Origin of the sequence: Acinetobacter sp. G11, assembly GCF_049808495.1 — a bacterium.
In the GTDB taxonomy this organism is placed as follows: domain Bacteria; phylum Pseudomonadota; class Gammaproteobacteria; order Pseudomonadales; family Moraxellaceae; genus Acinetobacter; species Acinetobacter kookii.
The window spans coordinates 25813-48773 of sequence record NZ_JBNCAT010000019.1; the positions used below are offsets into that span (position 1 = coordinate 25813).

Annotated in this window: 22 protein-coding genes and 2 tRNA genes; 9 read left to right on the forward strand and 15 right to left on the reverse strand. The window is 40.9% G+C overall.

From position 1 onward, the window contains the following. Positions 1-123: 123 nt before the first annotated feature. The gene (locus ACPUEY_RS08760) at positions 124-1305 is read left to right on the forward strand and encodes a S1C family serine protease (RefSeq protein WP_092819881.1); all 1182 of its coding nucleotides are present in this window, start codon (positions 124-126) and stop codon (positions 1303-1305) included. A gap of 267 nt (positions 1306-1572) precedes the next feature. Here the strand turns inward: ACPUEY_RS08760 and ACPUEY_RS08765 are convergent. Next, positions 1573-1648: transfer RNA gene (locus ACPUEY_RS08765), tRNA-Asn, on the reverse strand. 238 nt (positions 1649-1886) lie between these two features. Between ACPUEY_RS08765 and ACPUEY_RS08770 the strand changes: the two genes are divergently transcribed. Continuing rightward, positions 1887-2345 carry a hypothetical protein gene (locus ACPUEY_RS08770; RefSeq protein ID WP_425121832.1) on the forward strand — a complete coding sequence of 153 codons (459 nt, stop codon included), beginning with the start codon at positions 1887-1889 and terminating at the stop codon, positions 2343-2345. A gap of 62 nt (positions 2346-2407) precedes the next feature. Here the strand turns inward: ACPUEY_RS08770 and ACPUEY_RS08775 are convergent, their stop codons facing one another. Next, the gene (locus ACPUEY_RS08775) at positions 2408-2839 is read right to left on the reverse strand and encodes a PaaI family thioesterase (protein ID WP_425121833.1); all 432 of its coding nucleotides are present in this window, start codon (positions 2837-2839) and stop codon (positions 2408-2410) included. A gap of 553 nt (positions 2840-3392) precedes the next feature. Here ACPUEY_RS08775 and ACPUEY_RS08780 point away from each other — a divergent pair. Continuing rightward, on the forward strand, positions 3393-4244 hold the full coding sequence (locus tag ACPUEY_RS08780; RefSeq protein ID WP_425121834.1) for a DMT family transporter: 852 nt from the start codon (positions 3393-3395) through the stop codon (positions 4242-4244). 119 nt (positions 4245-4363) lie between these two features. Here ACPUEY_RS08780 and ACPUEY_RS08785 read toward each other — a convergent pair whose 3' ends face one another. From ACPUEY_RS08785 to map, 3 genes are all read right to left on the reverse strand, one after another. Further along, positions 4364-5590, reverse strand: a complete 1227-nt coding sequence (locus ACPUEY_RS08785) for a pyridoxal phosphate-dependent aminotransferase (protein WP_092819877.1) — start codon at positions 5588-5590, stop codon at positions 4364-4366. Between the two features lie 308 nt (positions 5591-5898). Further along, entirely contained in the window at positions 5899-6318 is a 420-nt protein-coding gene (locus tag ACPUEY_RS08790; RefSeq protein WP_425121835.1) for a hypothetical protein, read from the reverse strand. 161 nt (positions 6319-6479) lie between these two features. Beyond that, positions 6480-7307: a type I methionyl aminopeptidase gene (gene map / locus ACPUEY_RS08795; protein WP_425121836.1), complete on the reverse strand. Its 828-nt coding sequence runs from the start codon at positions 7305-7307 to the stop codon at positions 6480-6482. A 472-nt stretch (positions 7308-7779) separates the two neighbouring features. Here map and rpsB point away from each other — a divergent pair, with 472 nt between their 5' ends. The 3 genes from rpsB (at position 7780) to ACPUEY_RS08810 (ending at position 10159) form a co-directional block, all read left to right on the forward strand. Further along, positions 7780-8532: a 30S ribosomal protein S2 gene (rpsB, locus tag ACPUEY_RS08800; protein ID WP_092819874.1), complete on the forward strand. Its 753-nt coding sequence runs from the start codon at positions 7780-7782 to the stop codon at positions 8530-8532. Between the two features lie 139 nt (positions 8533-8671). Next, entirely contained in the window at positions 8672-9547 is an 876-nt protein-coding gene (tsf, locus tag ACPUEY_RS08805; protein ID WP_092819873.1) for a translation elongation factor Ts, read from the forward strand. Positions 9548-9625: 78 nt separating this feature from the next. Then, the gene (locus ACPUEY_RS08810; protein ID WP_425121837.1) at positions 9626-10159 is read left to right on the forward strand and encodes a DUF3465 domain-containing protein; all 534 of its coding nucleotides are present in this window, start codon (positions 9626-9628) and stop codon (positions 10157-10159) included. Between the two features lie 33 nt (positions 10160-10192). Here the strand turns inward: ACPUEY_RS08810 and ACPUEY_RS08815 are convergent, their stop codons facing one another. From ACPUEY_RS08815 to ACPUEY_RS08845, 7 genes are all read right to left on the reverse strand, one after another. After that, positions 10193-10648, reverse strand: coding sequence for a DUF962 domain-containing protein (locus tag ACPUEY_RS08815; protein ID WP_425121838.1), 456 nt, complete (start codon positions 10646-10648; stop codon positions 10193-10195). Positions 10649-10913: 265 nt separating this feature from the next. Then, a complete protein-coding gene (locus ACPUEY_RS08820) occupies positions 10914-11522 on the reverse strand; it encodes a septal ring lytic transglycosylase RlpA family protein (RefSeq protein WP_092819870.1) in 609 nt (202 codons plus the stop codon). 287 nt (positions 11523-11809) lie between these two features. Next, positions 11810-12811 (reverse strand): lytic murein transglycosylase B, encoded by a 1002-nt coding sequence (gene mltB, locus ACPUEY_RS08825; protein WP_425121839.1) that lies wholly within the window; start codon positions 12809-12811, stop codon positions 11810-11812. 958 nt (positions 12812-13769) lie between these two features. Next, the gene (locus ACPUEY_RS08830; protein ID WP_092819868.1) at positions 13770-14420 is read right to left on the reverse strand and encodes a hypothetical protein; all 651 of its coding nucleotides are present in this window, start codon (positions 14418-14420) and stop codon (positions 13770-13772) included. Positions 14421-14446: 26 nt separating this feature from the next. Beyond that, a complete protein-coding gene (queF, locus tag ACPUEY_RS08835) occupies positions 14447-15262 on the reverse strand; it encodes an NADPH-dependent 7-cyano-7-deazaguanine reductase QueF (protein WP_425121840.1) in 816 nt (271 codons plus the stop codon). After that, on the reverse strand, positions 15262-16035 hold the full coding sequence (locus ACPUEY_RS08840) for an ABC transporter permease (RefSeq protein ID WP_086195004.1): 774 nt from the start codon (positions 16033-16035) through the stop codon (positions 15262-15264). The genes queF and ACPUEY_RS08840 overlap by 1 nt, the downstream gene beginning before the upstream one ends. After that, positions 16032-16967, reverse strand: coding sequence for an ABC transporter ATP-binding protein (locus ACPUEY_RS08845; protein WP_425121841.1), 936 nt, complete (start codon positions 16965-16967; stop codon positions 16032-16034). Before ACPUEY_RS08845 ends, ACPUEY_RS08840 begins: the two co-directional genes overlap by 4 nt. A gap of 179 nt (positions 16968-17146) precedes the next feature. Here ACPUEY_RS08845 and ACPUEY_RS08850 point away from each other — a divergent pair. The 3 genes from ACPUEY_RS08850 (at position 17147) to ACPUEY_RS08860 (ending at position 20582) form a co-directional block, all read left to right on the forward strand. Further along, positions 17147-17222 (forward strand) — tRNA-Arg (locus ACPUEY_RS08850). 878 nt (positions 17223-18100) lie between these two features. Beyond that, the gene (locus ACPUEY_RS08855) at positions 18101-19549 is read left to right on the forward strand and encodes an NAD-dependent succinate-semialdehyde dehydrogenase (protein WP_425121843.1); all 1449 of its coding nucleotides are present in this window, start codon (positions 18101-18103) and stop codon (positions 19547-19549) included. Positions 19550-20363: 814 nt separating this feature from the next. Next, complete coding sequence (locus tag ACPUEY_RS08860) at positions 20364-20582, forward strand: hypothetical protein (protein WP_092819254.1); 219 nt, start codon at positions 20364-20366, stop codon at positions 20580-20582. Positions 20583-20791: 209 nt separating this feature from the next. Here the strand turns inward: ACPUEY_RS08860 and ACPUEY_RS08865 are convergent, their stop codons facing one another. The 3 genes from ACPUEY_RS08865 to ACPUEY_RS08875 form a co-directional block, all read right to left on the reverse strand. Further along, entirely contained in the window at positions 20792-21142 is a 351-nt protein-coding gene (locus ACPUEY_RS08865) for a hypothetical protein (protein WP_131273223.1), read from the reverse strand. 215 nt (positions 21143-21357) lie between these two features. Then, positions 21358-21984, reverse strand: coding sequence for a hypothetical protein (locus tag ACPUEY_RS08870; protein WP_425121844.1), 627 nt, complete (start codon positions 21982-21984; stop codon positions 21358-21360). Positions 21985-22071: 87 nt separating this feature from the next. Then, positions 22072-22770, reverse strand: a complete 699-nt coding sequence (locus tag ACPUEY_RS08875; protein ID WP_261182310.1) for a putative quorum-sensing-regulated virulence factor — start codon at positions 22768-22770, stop codon at positions 22072-22074. Positions 22771-22961 lie beyond the last annotated feature (191 nt).

Sequence of the window (22961 nt, forward strand, 5' to 3'; positions counted from 1 at the left end):
AATTGTAACTAAAGCAGCACAAAACTCTGAATTATTTTTAAGTTTCCTGCTGTATTTCATTTTACAATGGCAGATAAATTACTTAGTCATCAACGAATTAAAATATTGTTAGAGGAAATTACCGTGCGTCGCACCTTTTCATGGTTACCTTGGGTTTTACTTGTTTTAGTCACTCTCGGTTTTCTTGTCTGGCAACATTCTCAGAAGCCACAAGCCCCTGTTGCCTCTGACGGTATAAAAATGCCCAGAGAAAAAGTCGAGCCTTTAGTCAATACCAACAGGGCGGGTGCCGTCGAATCTTACAGTAATGCCGTGAAGGTGGCGGCTCCTGCGGTGGTGAATATTTTCACTACCCAGAAGGTGAATAAAGCAGAACATCCTTTGTTGAATGATCCGGCTTTTCGCGAGTTTTTTGGCGATCAGGTCCCTGAACAGTTCGATCAGGAGCAAAATGAAAACAGTCTGGGTTCAGGGGTGATTGTGCGTTCAGATGGCTATATCTTGACGAACAACCATGTCATTGCTCAGGCTGAACAGATTGTGGTGGGCTTGAATGATGGACGCCGTGCAGTCGCTAAAGTGATTGGCACAGACCCGGATTCCGATCTGGCGGTGATTAAGATTGAACTCGACAAGCTTCCAGTTTTGCCTTTTAAACTCAGCGGCAATGAAGTTGGCGATGTCGTACTTGCCATTGGTAACCCGTTCGGTGTAGGGCAAACGGTTACTCAAGGGATTATTTCTGCCACCAACCGTTCAGATTTGGGCATTAATACCTATGAAGACTTCATTCAAACAGATGCAGCGATTAATCCCGGGAACTCGGGTGGGGCACTGATTGACGTGGCGGGTAATCTGATTGGCGTGAATACGGCTATTTTCTCTCAATCGGGTGGTTCATTGGGAATTGGCTTTGCCATTCCTGCGAAAGTATGCCAGCAAATTCTCAATTCAATTCTGAAAGATGGTCGCGTGGTTCGTGGCTGGTTGGGGATTAGCCTCATGCCAGTGCAACAGGACAATATTCTTGAACCTAAGCAGACTGGTGTTGTTGTAGCAGATGTGCTTCCTCACGGTCCAGCAGCTAAAGCGGGAATTAAAAAGGGTGATAAAATTATCCAGGTCAATGGAGAGCAGATTACTTCAGCTTCCCACTTGATTAATTATGTGGCTTTACAAGCGCCGAATAGCACCATTAAAGTTGAAGTGGTTCGAGATGAGCAACCATTAACCCTGAATGTGGTGGTGACTGAACGTAAAGCACAGAATAATAATTCACAGTATATTCCTTTACCTCAGCAATAAAACAATTGTGATATTGATCCATGTTGAGCTGGATTGATGAGTAGAAAGCGCATTTCGATGCGCTTTTTGCTTTTAGGGCTTATGCTGATTTCGCTATAAATTTTATATTTCAATACTTTGAAGGCAATGAATAACCTAACTTGATAGAATACAGGAATGGGCAGATTGAATCTAAAAAAGAGCAGTATCGTGTATTGAGTGATTTAAACAGCTATAGATTATTTAGGCCATAAAAAAACCCACTCTGTTGAGTGGGTTTTTAAAATCTGGCTCTCCAACCTGGGCTCGAACCAGGGACCTGCGGATTAACAGTCCGTCGCTCTACCGACTGAGCTATTGGAGAATCTGCATGCGATTATAAGCAGATTTTGCAGGGGGTCAAGCTAAAAGTGTCATGATGCCTTAATTTTTATGCCGTATGCTTTTTATTTAAACAACTAAATCAAAAATCCTAAAAAAACTTGCACAGCCAAAACTGGCTTGTTAGATTAAATTCATAACAGAGCGTTTGAATGCAAGTTCAAACAGTGTGGATTTAAACCAACTTGCCAGCACTAAAATGGCTAAACAGGAGAAAGCGAATGCATACGCTGACGATTGCCGAAATTTTTTCAAATTTATCTTTTTATCAAGACAATTACCTTTCTATTATTCAAGACCCGCAGCGCTATCAGACCGCTGTTGAGGATGCCTATATTCAGGTCTGGCCAGTCGGTACTGAAGTCTTATATCTGGGTGACTTGTTGCAGCTTTGGTTTAGCAATAAATGGTTGATTAACTCACCCTGTCAATTGCTTCTGGATAGTTATTCCAATGGCCGCAAGCAACCGTTGCAGCGTGATCATGACCTGTATTTGTATCAGCTGAATGGCAGCGCTTTATCTGGACGCAACAATTCTAAAGTGTGGTCAGTGTCGGAACAGAAGAAACTCTCTATCTCGCTTGATAGCGTATTTAAGTATTTATGTATCTATAAGGGAACTTCGCGTCCGGACGTGTCTTTATCAGCACTCAAAAAATCGTTTAAATCAGCCGTTTAATCTGTGCTAGCTCCAAGAGCTTAGGAAATGATCTAAGCTCTGAATGAGGTGGATATTAGGTATTAACGGATAATCATACACGTCGCAGTGGCATGGGCATAAAGTTTGCCATTTTCATCGACAATTTCACCTTCAGAAATACCCAGATTCTTGCTGATATTAATCACCTTGCCTATAGCCAGCAGTTGTTGATCTTGAGAAATGGGACGGCACATTTTTATATTTAAATCGATGGTGCCATAGCCTGCACCTGCTTCGAGCATACTGTGGACAGCACAGCCCGTGACGGAATCCAGTACGGTTGCTGCAAAACCGCCATGCACACCACCCAAGGGATTTAAATGGTGGTGATTGGCTTTGACTTTAAAACAGATCGTGCCTTCTGAAACCTCATAAGGCTGCATAGGGATGGTTTCACTCATTGAGGGTGCTGGAATTCTGCCATCACACATGGCTTGTAAAAGTTGCAGTCCAGTCATTTCTTTGGGATTCATTCTATTTATTTCCTTATTGATAAGTTCTAAAAAGGAACTTGTTGTTTAAATTAACGATGTACATAAAAATCGTCAAGAAATATTCGAGAGTATTTAGTTCAGCGACAGCAGTTGAAATGATAAGTAAATGGGGGTGATAGCACGTCCCAGTATAAGCGTGCTGTTTTTTAGAAAAACAAAAAATGGATCAAAAAAATGTAAGGTCAATGCTTGTGTCGTTCAACCCCTTTTTGTTGTGGTGCCGTCGGGATTAACCCTATTGCGACCTTCGGGTCTTTACCTTAAGTAAACAGCTGGAGGATTTAAAGCGGGAGAGGGAAATTCACAGTAATCATCAACCTGAGTTTTATTGTTTTGCCAATGATATCCAAAGGTTGGTAGCCGACGCTGGAACACGCTTTGCTAAAAATAAAGGAGAAAAATAATCCCCACAGTTTTATGTGCAGAATTTACACATTGGTATTTTTGATACATAGCATCAGAAAAACGATGTAGATTTAATGAAATAGTTCCGATATACCTAAAGTAGGCTGTTGAATAAGGATGCTCAACCATGCTGCTCAAAATCTCGATTGCCATGCTGGCCTTTGCTGCCAATTCGGTTTTATGCCGTTTGGCATTGGCCGAACAGCAAATTGACCCCATGAGTTTTAGCCTGATTCGGGTTGCGAGTGGCGCTATCGTTTTATGGATGCTTTACCTGTTTTCTGCACAAAAAGCCAAAATAGAATGGAGTCTTCAAAACGGTTTTTTTCTTGCCTTATATATTGTGGCATTTTCACTGGCTTATTTGCATATAGATGCGGGAGTCGGGGCATTGCTGTTATTTGGCACAGTCCAGCTCAGCATGGTCGGCTATGGTTTATGTCATGGTGAAAAAATTAATCTGCGCCGTGGTGCCGGATTGTGTATGGCAATTATCGGGATTTTTATTCTTTTGCTTCCGGGTGCCGCTGCTCCAAATTTGGGGTATGCCGCGATAATGGTGCTTTCAGGAATAGGTTGGGCGATGTACAGCATCGCGGGCAAAAATATGCAAAACCCCTTGGCCAGTACATTGGCCAATTTTGTGATGGCCATTCCTTTTGTTTTGCTGGCTTATGTTGTGTTTTACACGAAAAGTTTTGCATTGCCTCAAGGGATACTTTTAGCTGTGCTGTCAGGCGGTTTAGCCTCAAGCGGAGCATACGTGCTTTGGTATGCCATTGTGAAACAGATTGACCGTTTGACAGCCAGCAGTGTGCAGCTGTCTGTGCCGTGTTTAGCGATTATAGGTGGCGCATTGTTTATTGGTGAGACTTTAAGCTGGCGGATGATTATTTCTGCTGTCATTGTTTTAACGGGAATTGCCTTGGTGATTTGGGCTGCTCCTGATCAGAAGCATGCCGAAAGTGCGTTGAAATAATCAAAGTGTGTTTAAAAAAGAAAAATTATCGGGATATTACAGCTAAAAAGATAAATCCTGAAACAGAAAAAACCCGCGAAATTCGCGGGTTTTTTAAATCTTACTTTAGAAAAAGCAGATTATTTTTCAGCAGCAATTGAAGCAATCGCAGCGTCAACGCCTTCGATTGAATCAGCCGCTTTCTTGATACGAGCAAGCGCATCTACCAGTACTTCGTCAGCAGTTGCATAAGAAATACGCATGTAACCGCCTAGGCCGAATGCATCACCAGGAACAACCGCAACACCAGTTTCTTCTAGTAACCATGCAGAGAATTCTGTGCAAGATTTTAAACCTTTGGCACGAATTAACGGCTTGATATTGGCATAGGCATAGAATGCACCGTCAGCAGGTAAGCAAGTAATACCGTTGATGTCATTTAAGCCTTTTACAACCAGGTCATGACGACGTTTGAATGCTTCAATCATTGGTTCAAGAACGTCTTGAGGACCGTTCAATGCAGCTTCAGCAGCAACTTGTGAAATAGAAGTCGGGTTAGAAGTCGATTGAGACTGGATTTTTTTCATCGCGCCAATCAGTTTAGCAGGACCCGCTGCATAGCCGATACGCCAGCCAGTCATTGCATAGGCTTTAGACACGCCGTTCAATACGATTACGCGGTCGTAAAGGTCTGGAGCAACAGTTGCGATGTTGTAGAATTCATCATCCCAACGGATTGGTTCGTACATGTCATCAGACGCAACAAGAACTTCTGGGTATTTACGCAGAACTTCAGCTAAAGCAAGTAATTCTTCTTTAGTGTAGATCATGCCAGTCGGGTTAGATGGGCTGTTCAGTACCACTAAACGGGTTTTGTCAGTGATCGCAGCTTCTAACTGTTCAGGTGTAATTTTGAAACGTTGTTCTTCACCACATTTCACGATTACAGGCACGCCTTCAGCGATGATCACCATATCTGGATAGCTTACCCAGTATGGTGCAGGGATGATCACTTCATCACCTTTGTTTAACAAAGCAAGCGCCAAGTTAAAGAATGACTGTTTACCACCGCAAGAAACCAGAATCTGGTTTGCAGCGTAATCAAGATTATTATCGCGTTTTAATTTCGCAATAATTGCTTTTTTAAGACCTGGAGTACCGTCAACAGCGGTGTATTTAGTGAAACCGTTGTTAATAGCGGCAATTGCTGCATCTTTGATGTGTTGTGGGGTGTCAAAATCTGGTTCACCTGCACCCAAGCCAATTACGTTTTTACCAGCGGCTTTAAGTTCAGCAGCCTTGTTGGTAACAGCAAGTGTAGGGGACGGTTTGATGGCATTTACACGATCAGAGAGACGTACGTCCACGGCAGTATTCCTTCTTATAGGGATTAAAAAATAAAAAGCACACTATCTTATCTTAAATTGCGCTAAAAAGGGGAGCTTGAATGTGCCAATATTGGAAAAAAGTATTTAACCCGGTTAAATCAGCTGAGCAATAAGAACAAATAATTAAATGGTTTGGTTTGAAGAATAGAGATGAAAATAATTAAAAAAATAAGATTAAAAAGGGTGGGTTTAATGTGAATGAGGAAGTGAAAAAGAACACTACAATTAGATGAGCTTCGATTTAATTGTAGTGCCTGGCGTGATCAGGTGATCATCAAAACAAAACATCAATATGCATAATTCAGGTCGGTATAGTCATTTAAGGATTTTTGCAAATGGGTATTAATGAACTCATGTACATCCGCAGTGGTCATCGGTTGCCCCTGTTTGGTAATGACATGTTCAATCGGCTGCTGACCTTGCGCAGTAATGGTATAGACAAAATTACGCGTCACTTTATAACCCGCTTCTTCTTTAAGAATGCAAGTCACATAACGATAGCTATGCTCAAAGTTTAAATCGGTATGTGAAAATACAAACTGATCAAACAGTTTCATATTTTGACCGTCAGCTAAAGCTTTGAGTTCATCCACAATGCTGGCACTAAATTTCATGCCGTAACGTTCAGAAATAGGTTTATGGTCAATCAGTAAGGAAACGGTATCATCATCATTCTGGGTGACTGTAACATTGCTAAAATCGGACATAAAAATCTCTGCGGTACATTGGATAGGGCTTTAGTATGTGGGAAATAAAGCGAAAATCAATTGAACTTGGGATAGATTTTCAGCAAAACGTTTAAATAAAGATCACTGTAAATAAAAATGGCTACAACAGATGCAGCCATTTAAGTCAATTTGAAATGAACTTATTGATTAAAGCGGGACAGGTCTTCTTCAGGACGAGCAGTCAGCACTTCAACACCGGTTTTAGTCACTAAAAGGGTGTGTTCATATTGTGCGGACAAACTATGGTCTTTGGTCACTACTGTCCATTTGTCACCTAAAATTTTGGTTTTCCAGTCGCCACCGTTCACCATTGGTTCAATGGTAAAGGTCATGCCTTCTTCAAGCACCATGCCGGTATTCGCTTGGCCATAATGCAAAACTTGCGGTTCGTCGTGGAATACAGTGCCAATACCATGGCCACAATATTCACGTACAACGCCAAAGCGTTCTGATTCAACATATTTTTGAATGGCATTGCCAATATCACCAATGGTAGAACCCGGTTTTACAGTTTCAATACCGCGGTACATGGCTTCTTGCGCCACTTTGCATAAACGATCTGCAAGAATTGAAGTTTCACCGCCGACGATATACATCATGTTGGTATCGCCATGATAGCCGTCTTTAATGACAGTCACGTCAATATTGAGAATGTCGCCTTTTTTCAGGATTTTGCTGGCAGACGGAATGCCATGACACACCACGTGGTTCACAGAGGTGCAGATGGTATGCTGGAAAGCCGGGCGGCCAGGCGCTGCACCGTAACCTAAGCATGCTGGAATCGCCTCTTGTTTATTGACAATATAATCGTGACAGATGGTGTCCAGTTCCAGGGTTGATACCCCCGGTTTGATATGCGGTTTGATCATATCCAAAACTTCTGCTGCCAGTCGACCCGCCACACGCATTTTTTCAATTTCTTCAGGTGTTTTGATTAAACGACGGGGAGCTTCGTAAGTACTGTTCATGATCTTTAAAAACTTTTGGAAATTTGTGTGTGACTATGGTATAAATAGCCGCCCATTTTATCAAATGCTTTTTCGTGAATAAATTTCACGGGCTTTGTGCGATGGGGCAATAAAATCCGCACATATATCGACACATTTCTCTGGGTGCTTCTAGGGATTGTTGTCACTTTATATGTGAGTTGCGTTGTCAACTAAAATTTCTTCATGCGAGGCATGGAACGATGGGAAGGGTATTTCCTTATCGAGTTTCATAACGAAGTATGAAGGGATTTTAGTCACAACCCTTCGGGACAGGGATATTTTTTGACGCTACCGCGTTATGAATAGCTTATTTAGAATGCTAAATCTCGCTATTCATGCCTTGTATCGCTAAAAAACGTCCTCTGTCGCAACCACTGATAAAATGACAGCAATCCCTTGGGTGGAGAATGCGGATATATGGAGGCCTAACCCAAACTTTAAGGTAAAGAAAATGGCAGATTACAACGTAAGCATGCGCGACCTTCTTCAAGCAGGCGCTCACTTCGGTCACCAAACTCGTTTCTGGAACCCAAAGATGCGCGAATACATCTTTGGTGCGCGTAACAAAATTCACATCATCAACCTTGAGCACACTGTTCCTGCGTTAAATGATGCTTTGAACTTTGTTAACAATCTTGCAAGCAAAAAGAACAAAGTATTGTTTGTTGGTACTAAACGTGCTGCTTCTAACATCATTCGTGAACAAGCTCAACGCGCTGGTCAACCATATGTAGACCACCGCTGGTTAGGTGGTATGTTGACGAACTGGAAAACACTTCGCCAATCTATCAACCGTTTAAAAGATCTTCAAACTCAATCTACTGACGGTACTTTCGCTAAGCTGACTAAACGTGAAGCTTTAGAGCGTACTCGTGAAATGGAAAAACTTGAACGTGCTTTAGGCGGCGTTAAAAACATGGGTGGTTTACCTGACGCATTATTCGTAATTGACGTTGACCACGAATCAATCGCGATTAAAGAAGCTAAGAACCTTGGTATTCCTGTAATCGGTATCGTTGATACAAACTCTAACCCAGACAACGTAGACTACGTTATTCCTGGTAACGACGATGCGATCCGTGCGGTTACACTTTACGCTTCTGCTATGGCTGATGCTATCATTGCTGGTAAAGAGTACGCTCAATCACAAGCAAATGCTCAAGCTAAAGGCGAAGAAGCTGCTAAAGAAGCTCCAGAGGCTTAATGCGTTTTGACGCAGAATTGTCATTTTTGCGACATCTAGTCGTGGCAAATTAAGCGTCGAGAAAGCAAAACGGCCCAGAGAACACTTTGGGCCGTTTTTGTTGAACAGATTCATTTTCTACCGTATTTAGGAGAATAACATGACTGCAGTTACTGCGAGCATGGTAAAAGAATTGCGTGACCGTACTGGTTTAGCAATGATGGAATGTAAAAAAGCATTAACAGAAGCGAACGGTGACATCGAATTAGCGATTGATAACCTTCGTAAATCTGGTCAAGCAAAAGCAGCTAAAAAAGCTGGTAACATTGCTGCTGACGGTGCAATCACTATCGTTCAAGAAGGCAACAAAGCTATTCTTTTAGAAGTAAACTGCCAAACTGACTTCGTTGCTAAAGACGAAAACTTTGCTGGTTTCTCTGCTAAAGTTGCTGCTGCTGCGCTTGCTGCAAACGAAACTGATGCTGCTAAAATTGCTGAACTTAAACTTGAAGATGGTGCAACTGTTGAAGAAGCGCGTATTGCTCTTGTTCAAAAAATCGGTGAAAACATCCAGGTTCGTCGTGCGAAAATTGTTGAAGGTGAAAACCTTGCAGTTTACAAACACGGTTTAAAAATTGGTGTTGTAGTGGCTTACACAGGTTCTGCTGAAACTGGTAAAGGTATTGCAATGCACGTTGCTGCGTTCAACCCGGTTGCTGTAACTGCTGAAGGCGTATCTGCTGATCTTATCGCTAAAGAAAAAGAAATTGCTGAAGCGAAAGCATTAGAATCTGGTAAACCAGCAAACATCGTTGAAAAAATGGTGACTGGTTCAGTTGAAAAATACTTGAACGAAGTTGTTCTTGAGCGTCAAATGTACGTAATCGACAACGACAAGAAAGTTGCTGACGTTCTTAAATCAACTGGTACTACAGTTGCTCAATTCGTTCGCTTCGAAGTGGGTGAAGGTATTGAGAAAAAAGCTGAACTTTCTTTCGCTGAAGAAGTTGCTGCTGCTCAAGCTGCTGCAAAATAATCTCTGATTATTTGCAAAAAAAAGCCCCGTTTGGGGCTTTTTTTATGAAGAGTTTAAAATTTTGAGAGAACAATAAAGATGGCGAGTAAAGCTCAGAAGGGGATTGGTGCAGTTATTGTTATTTTAATTGCTGCCTATTTCGGTATTGATTTACAAGAACAGCAAAATCCTTCAAATCAAGCGCTCAGCAATTCAAAAGCACACACTGAAATTTTATCGAAATCAGAATCTCAGCAAGTATCTGTAGATTCGAAGGCAGCAAATTTTCAAATTCAAAATGATGATGTAAAAATTCAGCAGGCATTTCAAACACAAAAAAGCAATATACAGGTTCAGTCCAGCGGAACAGTCAAAGCAGTTCTAGCGGATGATAACAACGGCTCACGCCATCAAAAGTTTATTCTGCAACTGCAGAATGGGTTAACTATGTTGGTGGCTCATAATATTGATTTGGCACCAAGAATTGAAAACTTGCAAAAAGGAGACATCATTCATTTCAATGGCGAATATGAATATAGCGAAAAAGGCGGAGTAATTCACTGGACTCATCATGATCCGCAACAAAAACATGCGGATGGCTGGTTGAAATATAAAGGAAGAATCTATCAATAAAAGAGCTTCGGAAGGCTAAAACGATAATAGGGCTTAAATTGCGTTGATTTGCGATTTTAGGCGGGTTTTATATTTTGGCAGTGGTTTGCTTAGATAAGCATTCATACACCATGCCGGGCCAATGAGGAGGAATTGGAGGTCTTTGAAGAAGGAAGGCTTTTTTCCTTCAACTTTGTGGCCATAAAATTGTCCAATCCAGGCCAAAACAAAAAGCGCGATATAAAATCCTGTTCCTGCAGGTAAAATAAAAATGAGCCATGCCATCACGACAATAAGGGCAGCCATGGCGACAGCAAGGACTAAGACTAGGCGTGCATAAAAGACCAGGGTACAAACTAAAACGAAGGTGGTCAATAGCGCACTGAAATGGGCCAAAATGCCAATAATGGAAAACAGGATAGTCGGTACACAGACCCAATGAATGGTTTTATTGGTCGGGTTCTGATGGCTCTCGCTATATTCATCCAGCCATTCTGTCATTGTTTTCATTTTTCACTCCGGCTTTTATGGATGAGCATCCATCAACCTATGTTTTATTCTTCTAGAGATAAAATATAAACCAGAAAACAGTACGGGTCAAAATTCAGCATCAGCAATTCCTCACTCATATGAGCGGGATAGCTTAATGCTTGTTCACAAAGTAAAGCTGATGTTGAAGCCTAGTGGGAAGGCAGGGAAGGTATTTCTGTCCAAACATTAAAAAAGCCACAAGAAGTGGCTTTTAAGTCAAATGTATCAGGAGTCGGGAAAAGTCTTATGAATTTGGACCATCGACACGTTCGATGTTTACTTTTGCAGTGCCTGCATGAGTAATACCGAGTTGTTTTGCAGCGCCATAAGATAAGTCTAGGACACGGTTACCATGGAAAGGACCGCGGTCGTTTACTTTTACGACTACACTCTTGCCATTGTTTTTATTGGTTACACGAATATAGCAGTTCAATGGCAGGCTGCGGTGAGCGGCAGTCAAGCCATTCATATCGAATGTTTCACCACTTGCAGTTTTACGGCCATGGAATTGACGACCATACCAAGAAGCTGCGCCAGTTTGGCTGAATTTACGTACTGTATTCGATGCAACAGTATTTAGCTTTTCAATCACTGAAGGCTCATCTGCAGGGATTTCAATTTTGGCGGCAATGGTTTGACGACGAATTTTATCACCAGAACGTTCAGTGATTGAAAGACTATTTAAATTTGAAAAGTGGGAATTAAAATTTTGAGCATCTTTGTTTAATACACGCGTGGCCAAGCGAGAGTTGTCACTGTCTGTATTGAAGGATGACTGTACCAGCTCTGCTTGAGACTGGCTCAGGGCAAAGGTGGTGGTTAAGGCTAAAATATACTTTATCGATGAATGCATTATTAAACTCCTAAAGACCGCTGCTTTTATTTCAATTAAGTCATTGAAATGCAAGCTATCAAGTCTGTTAATTCTCTTTTGCAACTACATTTGACGAGATGGATAATATTCATGCCAAGCTAAAGCTGTCTACTTTTTAATTAAAATAATTACAAAAAGAACAGAAATAAATCGTTTTTCGATCAAAATATAACCAATATTGTAACAATATATTAAAAAGGTCCATTTGATGAACAATTTTGTAAAAAAAAATCTTGACTTTATTGTTTTTTGGTAAAAAACCAGCCTTAACGGCTGGCGATTTCAATCCCTAATTGCCATACCGCGGTGGCATACATACGACTCTTGTTATAGGTTGTAATGACCTGAAAATTGGGATAGGTAATATAGTAAATAGGCCCATAACTATCTTGAAGTTGAATAATATTTACCATATCCAGGTCATCAATTTGCACAATCGGATTGATTGGTGTGATGCCTTGATTTTTTAACGCGCCATACGGAGTCGGCTGTTCCAGATCTTTGGCAATAATAGAGGCGGGAGTGTTACCGGTATAGCGGGCAGCAAAGCCGACAGGCTGATTGCGTTGCCATCCGTGTTGGGCTAAATAGTTGGCAATAGAGCCAATGGCATCTACGGCAGAATTTCTTAAGTCAATGTGTCCATTGCCATCATAGTCCACACCCAATTTGCTAATGTTGCTTGGCATGAATTGAGGATAACCAATCGCTCCAGCATAGGAGCCTACTACCGAGCTGGCAGGCACCCCGTCTTTGTAAGTCCATGCAATCAGTGCAGCGAGTTCATCCTGGAAATACTGGGCACGTCGCTCATAGCCGAAGCCTAAGGTTGCCAAGGCATCACGGGTGATGAAATTTCCTTTGTTGGCACCAAAACCGGTTTCTACCCCTAAAATCCCTAAAATGATCGATTGCGGTACCCCAAACTGTTGTTCAGCACGGTTTAAGGTGTCGGCATATTGGGTTTTGAAGCGTACGCCACGCTGAATGGTGCTTTCCGCCATAAAATTGGTTTTATATTCGTACCAGGGCTTACTTTCGCCAGGGCGGTTCATGATATTGATAATATTAGGCAGGTTTTTCGAGCCATTCATGGCCCAATCGACCTGTTCTGCACTCAAGCCATAAGTTTGCATGGTTTTTTGCTTAAAGCTGTTATAGCTTGGGTGGTTATAAAAATCGTTGGCTTGACAGAAACTGGTGATGGAAAGTGCACCGAGAAGTAAAGGAAGACGTTTAATTCTGTTATAAAAGTTGATACTTAACATATTACTCAAAGTTCCAAAAACATAATCAGTGTGTGCAAATTGACATCACGACGTTAAAAGACGGCATTGCAAATAGAGTGACCGAAAATCCATCTCATGAAAGATAACGGAATTTTTCAAGCGGTTAAGATAGCATTGACTAAGGCTGTATCAACAAGTCCATATACAAAAAAAGACAAAGAACGTGATTTTTTGCATAAATCTGTGTATTTGAGGCCGGTTCTCTGAGCTGTACTTTGCGTTCTCGACAGAAAGGCTGCAAATTCAAGATCCGTCTGCTTTAGTTAAGTCAAAGCCGGTCTTTTACTTCGTTTTTAATGATACGTTCTATCGAGGCTTAGAATATGACATTTAGCAGCAATTTTGCTTTGCCAAGGGGTGTTTGCCTAAAAAACCATCGGAACATTTTGTCCGGTTGAATGGAGTCTTGATTGCAAATAAATCATCTAATATTTACCCGTGAACTAAAAATGTTTTCTTATCGTGTTTTGCCTTAGATCGAGAAAAAAAGCCAAGTTGCAAGCGAAATCTGCTAAGAATATCGGATGTTCTATTCATTCCTTAAAAATTCGAAACTCTCTCTGCTCAATAACCATTATGCAAGTTTATCAACTGGATCTTTTTTCTTGATGATTGTCGCTGCAAACGATAAAAAAGATGACAGAGAGCAAAATTTAAACAGTAAAAAATAGCCTAAAAAGTCAATTCAGCAGGGTTTAATTTTTTCATCAGTTTATATAGAAATTATTCCTTAGAGAGAAAATATGCGCAAAAAATGGAGGAAGGGCAAAGAGTAATGAATGTCCTGTTTCTGAAATGACGGATATACATAGTAAATCTGTAAATTTGATTCAGATAGATAATGATAAAGACAGTAATGCTTGTTCATCATTTGAGAATAAAATTTTGCAATAAAAAAACCTGGCTATTGCCAGGTTTTAGAGAATTTTAAACGTGCTCAAGCATGAAATAGGGTGTCATGGTATTCAGCCAGCACCAACAGCTCATCCTTATTGAGATGTGGAATGATTTTCTCTACAGCAATATGAACGGCTTTAATCACTGCAGCAGAACCCAGATCGGCAGCTTTACGCTTGATCATGCCCAAATCGAGGGTCTTATTAAAGTCATTCATGAAATGACGCACGGTCGCTTCTGCAAATTGCTTATATGATTCGGTTAAAGCCGCCTTATTGACTTCATTTCCCGCCTTAATTTCTGCATAACTATGCTTCAGGTTGGTGACCAGGCTTGCATCTAATGGCTCACCTACACGGAAGTTACCCGCTGCATCTTTAAACAGGCTTTTTTGCGAAAACTCAATGGATTGCTTGACCACATCATTTGAAGCCTTGCCTAGTAACTGTTTCAATAAAACAGCAACGGTTGATTTGACATAGCCGGCCAGTTTTTCAGCAGTATCACGTTTATCGCTGGCTGGGAAGCGACGCACAAGCTCGGTCAAAATGGCATCAATGATTTCTTCATTAATCAGCAATGCGGTCTTGTCGCGTAAAGGGTAAAGCGGTTCGCTGGAATTTTTCTTTTCCTGAGCGGTTTGAATACTTGTTAATAGTTCTGCAGAAGGAATAAAACCAAAAAATGGCATGTCAAAAAACCTCAATATTCTTCATTTTATTGTCGCGCCAAACGAATGGGGCGAGGCATCCATGTCGCATCGGATACACGGCAAGGGTTGATGTCTAATCCACCACGACGGGTATACGTTGCATATACCATCAGTTTTTCAGGCTCAAGATTTTGCCAGATATCGGCAAACATCTGTTCCACACATTGTTCATGGAAACCATTATGCTGACGGTAGGAAATAATATAAGCTAAAATGCTGCGATAACAAGGTTTTTTACCCTGATAACGTATAAAAACTGTACCCCAGTCGGGCTGACCGGTGACTGGGCAGTTACTGCGTAATAAATGTGAATAAAGTTGTACTTCAACGGCTTCACTATTTTCTGCATCTAATTTTAATAAACTTGCATCTGGATGGTTCTCTAAGCGTTCAGGGCTTAAATCATCAATACAGATGCCTTCAGGCTGGGAAATGTCCAGATCATCTGCCTGGAATAAAGTCAGCGTGACCGGTGCACCTGCCGCAGCAGACAAGTCTTTTTCAACGGTTGCAATAAACGCTTCTTTTGAATCGAACTGGGTAAAGTTCATACTATTAAAGTAGAGCTTGAGCGACTTTGATTCGATCAGGTTGGGTGAAGATGCCGGCAAGGTCATACGGCCAATCGCAACTTGAGGAATACCGGCGACATTGAGCCAGGAAATTTCAAAAACATGCCACCAGTCTTTGCCTTGCTGAATACCTTCAACATGGGCGTATTTTTCGCGTGCAGTGGCACGTGAAATGGGAAACAGAATATCAGGTTGATATTCTGTTGGATAATTGGTGTCTTTACCTAATAGAGAATGTTCTACACTCATTATTCACGCATTCCTGAACCACGAGAAAGTAAATAGTACGCTATACCGTACAGTACGGCACAACATAAGGTAATAACAGTCAATGAAATGGACACATTGACGTCGCTATGACCTAAAATGCCGAAACGGAAGGCATTGACCATATATACGATCGGGTTAATTAAAGAGAGATTTTGCCAAAACGGACTTAAAGCACTAATGGCATAGAATACACCACCTAAATAGGTCAGTGGAGTCAGTACAAAAGTCGGGATAATTGAAATATCGTCAAATGATTTGGCATACACGGCATTGATAAAACCGCCGAGTGAAAATAAAAATGAAGTAATCAGTACGGTATATATAGTCACGAACCAGTTGGTGATATATAAGTCGGTAAAGAACAGGCTCATGGCTGTGACAATAATGCCGACCAGGGCGCCGCGACAGACCCCACCAATTACATAGCCCCAAAGAATCATGTGTAAAGGAACGGGACTCATAATCAGTTCTTCAATGCTTTTTTGAAATTTGGCACTAAAGAAACTGGACGAGACGTTGGCATAACTGTTGGTGATGACTGCCATCATAATCAGGCCGGGCACAATAAACTGCATGTAGCTAAAGCCGCCCATTGTGCCAATCCGCGAACCGACCAGATTCCCAAAAATCACGAAATACAGACTCATGGTAATGGCTGGTGGTAATAAGGTTTGTGGCCAGATGCGCATGAAGCGACGCACTTCTTTATGTACCAGAGTGTAGAGCGCAACACTGAGTTGATTAAAGTTCATTGCGCAGCTCCTTCAAGGTTTTTTTCCACCATTTTCACAAAGATTTCTTCCAGGCGGTTCGACTTGTTACGCATGCTACGCACCTGAATGCCTTGCGCTTCCAGAAGCTGGAACAGTTCATTTAAGGTATGTGCCTTGTCCATGGTGACTTCTAAGGTCACGGGGTCGATTAAATTAAAACGCACGCCAATAATATCCAGATGGATGGGTTGAATCGGTTCGACCAAATCGAAGATAAACGATTCTTCATTCAGCTGATTCAAGAAAGATTTCATGCTGGTATCTTCTTTAATCACGCCGCGGTCAATAATCGCGATGCGACGACACAGCATTTCCGCTTCTTCCAAATAATGCGTAGTTAAAATGATAGATGTGCCTTTTTCATTCATTTCAGTGAGGAAGTCCCACATGGAACGACGTAATTCAATATCCACACCGGCAGTCGGTTCATCTAAAATGAGCAGCCGGGGTTGATGCATCATGGCACGGGCAATCATCAAACGGCGTTTCATCCCGCCAGAAAGCATGCGTGCCTGTATGCCACGCTTTTCCCATAAGCCTAATTTTTCTAGATATTCTTCAGCCCGGCTTTCTGCAATTTTTTTAGAAATACCGTAATATCCGGCTTGAGTCACCAAAATATCAAAGGTTTTTTCAAACTGACCAAAGTTAAATTCTTGTGGCACGACCCCCAGGCATTGTTTGGCTGCCGAAGGATGGGTATCGAGGTTATGGCCAAAAATCTCCACCGTACCGGAGGTTTTTTTTGTCAGTGAGCTAATGATGCTGATGGTGGTTGACTTGCCTGCACCATTTGGACCAAGGAGGGCATAAAACTCACCTTCAGGTACCGTTAGGTTGATCCCTTTTAGTGCTTGAAAACCGTTACGATAGGTTTTGGATACGTCCCTCAAGGTCAATGCATCAGTCATGAAATTCTCACCTGGTCAATAGTAGGAGTATTGTGAGTGATCTTGCTAAATAAACCAAGTAAATAAGCAGGAATTGTCTGTTGCAATTTTGGAACATTGCTTAAACTATAAGCACAAAAATTGATGACTTATAGATAGTTGCTTTACCTTACGGTTTTTTTTGTTATGATGTGCATCGCGCGCTCATAGCTCAACTGGATAGAGTACAGGTCTCCGAAGCCTGTGGCGTGGGTTCGAGTCCCGCTGAGCGCACCATTTTCCTTTCTTCAAGCCTTTTTATTTGCTCTAAACATATTGATAATAAAGAAATAGTTTTATACGGCTATATTCTGTCTGCCGGTTTCTCATTATTCCAATACTTGCTTACGGTAAAATCACCATCAAATTCAACTAACGAATCCTACGTTACTGTAAAAAATGTCAAAATCTGTAATAAATCCAAGGGATCAGCAGAGCAAACCTAATATTGATAAACAAGAAAAATCAAAAATTAAACTATTTATTAAATTAGCTGATAGCAAGGAAGATTTTTTGCATCGATAGAAATCCACCTTTGGGTGCTGTGATTGTGTACATCATATAAATAACAATGGAATAGCGGCTTAATTGGTACCTATGCTGAAACTTCTGTGGGCTGAATTAAGAAAGACCTGGCTGTAAACAAAAAATAATTTCACAAAATAGCAGACTGTATTGGTATGTACCTTATTGCAGAATAATTTAGTCCATTTTTATATGAATCTGATAAGCAAATCTGTGCCATCAGACCAATCAAATCTAAAAAAAGATGGGAGAAATTTAGACGAAATTTTAAAAGTTGCAGATTATGGGTTTTATATTGTTTGATTCTACAGACTTTACTGTCGCGCTTGGACATCCGGGTCATTCGGGATATCCTGAAGGACAAGACGTCATCGCTATCCTAAAAAATTCATATTGCAGATTAAACAGCAAGCATTCTTTCAACAGCTGGAAAAGCTTGCCAGGCAATATTGAGCTTTGGGCATAGAATTCGTTTCCGGGAGGGTAGATCCCCTCGGCTGATGAAATCGATGACATATTGCTGGCTAAATTAAAGATGGCGTAGCACCTGCTCAACGTACCGTGCCAGGCGTCTATGAAGGAGAATATAGATGCAACTTAAAAATCCTGATTTGCTGAAACAACAAGTTTTTATTGATGGGCTTTGGATGGATGCAGCAGATGGCAAAAGCTTTGCTGTAACCAATCCGGCAACAGGCGAAACCATTGCACAGGTGCCAAGTGTTTCCACTGCACAAGTGGAGCAAGCTGTACAGGCTGCCGAGGCTGCACTGAATGCCTGGAAAAATATGACCGCCAAAGAGCGTTCAGTATTATTGCGTAAATGGTTTGATCTGATGGTGGCCAATCAGGAAGATCTTGCAGTGATTTTAAGTACTGAACAGGGAAAACCCTTAACAGAAAGTCGTGGTGAAATCCTGTATGGTGCCAGTTTTATTGAATGGTTTGCCGAAGAAGCAAAACGTACTTATGGTGATGTCATTCCACATGATAAACAGGGTCGCCGTTTAGTGGTAATCAAACAGCCGGTGGGTGTTGTTGCCGCAATTACGCCATGGAACTTCCCGAATGCCATGATTGCCCGTAAAGTGGGGCCAGCACTTGCAGCAGGCTGTACGGTGGTGATCAAGCCAGCTTCAGAAACGCCTTTATCTGCGCTTGCCTTGATGGTACTTGCCGAACAGGCGGGTATTCCTAAAGGTGTGCTGAATGTGGTGACAGGCAGTTCGCGTGAAATTGGTGAGGTTCTTACTACGCACCCAGTCGTGAAAAAAGTATCCTTCACCGGTTCCACTCAAGTGGGCAAGCTGTTGATGAAACAGTGTTCGTCTACCATGAAAAAAATCAGTATGGAACTAGGGGGGAATGCACCCTTTATCGTGTTTGAAGATGCCGATTTAGACAGGGCGGTGAAAGGGGCCATGGCATCGAAATTCCGTAACAGCGGTCAGACTTGCGTATGTAGTAACCGTATTTTGGTACACGCCAATATTTATGATCAGTTCCTGGAAAAATTAACGGCTGCCGTACGAGAATTAAAAGTTGCACCTGCCTTTGAAGAAGGCGCGGAACAGGGTCCGTTGATTAATGAAAAAGCCGTGGAGAAAATCGAAGAGCACATTGCCGATGCTGTCGGGAAAGGGGCGAAAGTCCTGGTGGGCGGTAAACGTCATGAATTAGGTCAAACCTTCTTTGAACCGACTGTATTGTCACATGTCACACCAGACATGCTTGTAGCCAGGAATGAAACTTTCGCACCGCTTGCACCGGTTTTTCAATTCAGTACAGATGAAGAAGCCGTCCAGATGGCCAACGACACTGAGTTTGGTTTGGCATCCTATATTTATACCGAAAGCTTAAGCCGTGCCTGGAAAGTCGGTGAAGCGCTAGAATATGGGATGGTGGGCATTAACGAAGGCTTGATTTCTACAGAAGTTGCGCCTTTTGGTGGCGTTAAAGAATCGGGTACAGGACGAGAAGGTTCCAAATACGGTATTGAAGACTATCTGGACATTAAATATATGTGTATGGGCATTTAAGCTTGAGTCATGAAACAAATACGGATCAATTGATCCGTATTTTTAATTAAAAAGTTGATGAGAATCGGAAATAGTTTATTGTCCTGTTCTTTAAAATAAGAACTAAAATGGATAAAAGCCCCATATGTGATCTGCAATAAAAGCTCTCTCAACCGAACAGCAAAATGTTGAAAGTAGGATTAAAAAGAAGTAAAAATAATTTTATATTATTGATTTTAATTATAAAAAATATTTACTGTCGGTGGGTTAAAAATAGCAGAGACAAACTATTAAATATGAGCCTTATTTTAAGGTTTTATGGAAATTTAAGCGCTGATATTGAGACGACATCCATTATTCAAGTATTTATAAAATATACAATAATAGTTTCTTTAGATTGTTGTGTATAAATGTTGGTCAGGGTTGCCTATTTCATTTTCGAGTTTTATATTAAAAATACAGTAGGTCGAGAGACGCTACAAAGTGGTTGGACGGATCAATGACAGCTTGTTGAGCTTGCAACCTTCGGGTTGAAGCAAAAAATCAGCACTAGCCTTCCAACATAAAAGCCCGCAGCAATGCGGGCTTTCTTATTTTTTATGTTAAAAAAATGTTTTGCGGATGGCCCCAATTGCAGAACTTATTTTAGATTACTGAAGGTGGTCTACAGAGTTTATTATTGAAGTTTAGAAAGCTTAACTGGAATATTTAAAGTAGATATCATTTATTGAGTTATAAAAAATTACATTGCCAAAAAATCTAACATCTCTAAATTATGGATAAATCAAATATATGTTATAAAAAGTTTAGTTAAATAAAGAGAGCAGAGAATAATATGAGCCAATTAATAGAGGTGAAGGTTAAAGACCAATTTAGCAATATTCATGCAGTACAGGCATTATTACGGGCAATTCCGGAAAATTCAGTATTGCATAAACTATCATTATTTCAAAAGATTGAACATATCATTGTAAATGGGGAAATTATTCGCCCCAGTATTGAACTGCTTTTTGAAAGCCGGATTTCCGCAAGTATTTATCGTATAATTGAATAATGTATATATAATAGACTTCTTTCATCATTGTTCATACCCTCTTTATTTTTTTCCAAGAGAGAGAAATAAAGGGAATTTATGAAAGAAGTCTGATAAAACTTATTCTAAATTATGGATAAAAGATAAAAACTGACCGTTAAAGGTGAGTTTTTATAAAATAGTAACAATACGATTGGAAAATATTAGTGAATGGAATAAAAGATGAAGGCTTAAATTAAACTGAGCTCGACATCATATTTATTAAATTCCTGTATGATGTTTTCTATGACTTTGATTCCAATGCCATCATCACAACTGAATATTTCATCCTTGCCTTGCGTACTGTTGTAACAGATGATTTGCTGGATTGACCAGCGATTTTCAACGTCTGTTTGATCAATAATGACCCGAAGGGGTTGCAGGTTTTCGCTGACCTGACGGGGCAATACACTGGTAATGGCAAGTTGAATATGATTCAGATTCTCTTTCGGACTTAAAAATGTCAGTACCCAGTTACCTACTTTTTTTAAGTGCATAGGATTGTCTGCTGGATGAAATTCTAAATAATGTAAGGACGTCATCATGAATTCCCCTGAAATATTGACTATATTGGGCTTTTAGCAATTATTTGCCATTCAGCTTAGGTCGTATTTAGAATCAGGCCATGGGTTCTGGTTTAATCTGACTGTGGTTGAATAAATCCAATCTTATTGTTTTATAATTATAAAAATAAATATCCTCTTAATGGTTAAGACCTTAAATAAATAATGAAACATAAAAAAGCTCTTAAGCCTGATCAGCTCAGATGTTTCTGGAGCGAAAAATTGATCTGGTTAAGGTATTTATTTAATTCCTGGGGTGTCATGCGACTTTCCTGTAAGGTGGTAATCCATTGCATTTGACACAGTTTTAAACTGCGTAAATCATCGGCAGACAGAATACGATTAATCAGCTGTTTGGCCATTAAGCCGCAATGCCGTTGCAGCAGTTGAGCCATGAATTGTTTGACTTGTTCAAAGTCCATGACTTCTAGCGTTGTCTTTATTTCATTTTCATAGGAGGCCGGCTCAGCTTTTTCATCCGTGATTGAAGATGGGGAAACGCCGGGAACCAAGATCTCTTCGGCAGAGTGATCCTTAAGTTGAGTGTTTTGCAGCGCAAGGCTGGCTTCAATTTCGGTATTCAGGGTACTTGATGTAAGTGGAGTTTCAATGGATGGGCTCGCTTGCTGGGCGATTAATCCCATTTCCAGTAATTGTTCAAGTAATTCGGGTGGCGCGATACGACGCTTGAATTGTTCAGCAAGCAGGTCAAAATCATCGGTGCCGATCAGCAGTAACAACCGGCGTTGACGTGCATTCAGATTGAGAGAACGTTGTTTTAAACTTTCAATGCCTAAATCAGTTTTATGATATTGATTCATGCCTTAATTTATCCCTACGGTAAACTAAGGCCGATTGTAAGTATTAATAATGACAGTATTATTTAAATCATATTACAAATCATAATATTACAGCGTTAAAATATTGGCTTTCTCGAGAGCCTTGCGCAAATAAGGGTCCAGATCATCCTGACGAAGCAGCCACTGCATATAATCTGCCGGTAAATCTGCTATCGCTGTACCCCTGTGTTTGCCGAAATTAATCGTACGAGGGATACGTGCGTCTTCCGATGCCAGATAAAGCTCTTCAATGTTTTGAATGTTTAAATGATGGATTTCATGCATCAAAATATTGGCGGTTAAAATAATATCCATATCGGCACGATGCGCTTTTTTAATCATTTCACGGGCTTTTTCACTGCCTTTGCTGATCATATAAATAAGGGCAGAAATATTATGAGCTTCGGCATCTGGCCAGACTAAACGCGCAAGGGCAAGGGTACAAATGGCTTTGATCTTGCTGGTATCTACACCGCATTTCTCAATGGCACGAATATCATAATCAATATTGTGGCCAATAATATACGTGGTTTCCTGTGGAAGGCTGAAAGTCGTGTAGTGAGGCTGACCAACCAGCTCGGATTCCAGAATATGGTGCACCGCCATGGCGGCATAAGAAATCGGTTCATCGACACTATAAAGCTGGTCGAAAATTTCGCTCTTATCTAAGGAAAGTTTGCTGTCATGGATTTGGATCGGCGCATAAGCAATCTCAATCGGCTGTCCATTTAAAGTATGGGTTTCGGTATCGAGAATAATTGCTTGCATGACAGGTCCATAACCGTTGCGATCGTTTGGGTAAATTTAGCATTTTCAAAGATACCGGTACAAACTGAAAATACAGTCTTTTGCCCATTCATGATGATTTCTGTAGCGAAATGCTGGTTAAATGCACTGCTTTGAAAATATCACGCGAAATGTAAGTGCTATAGGGATATCTGAGTAATCCCTGTTCTGGA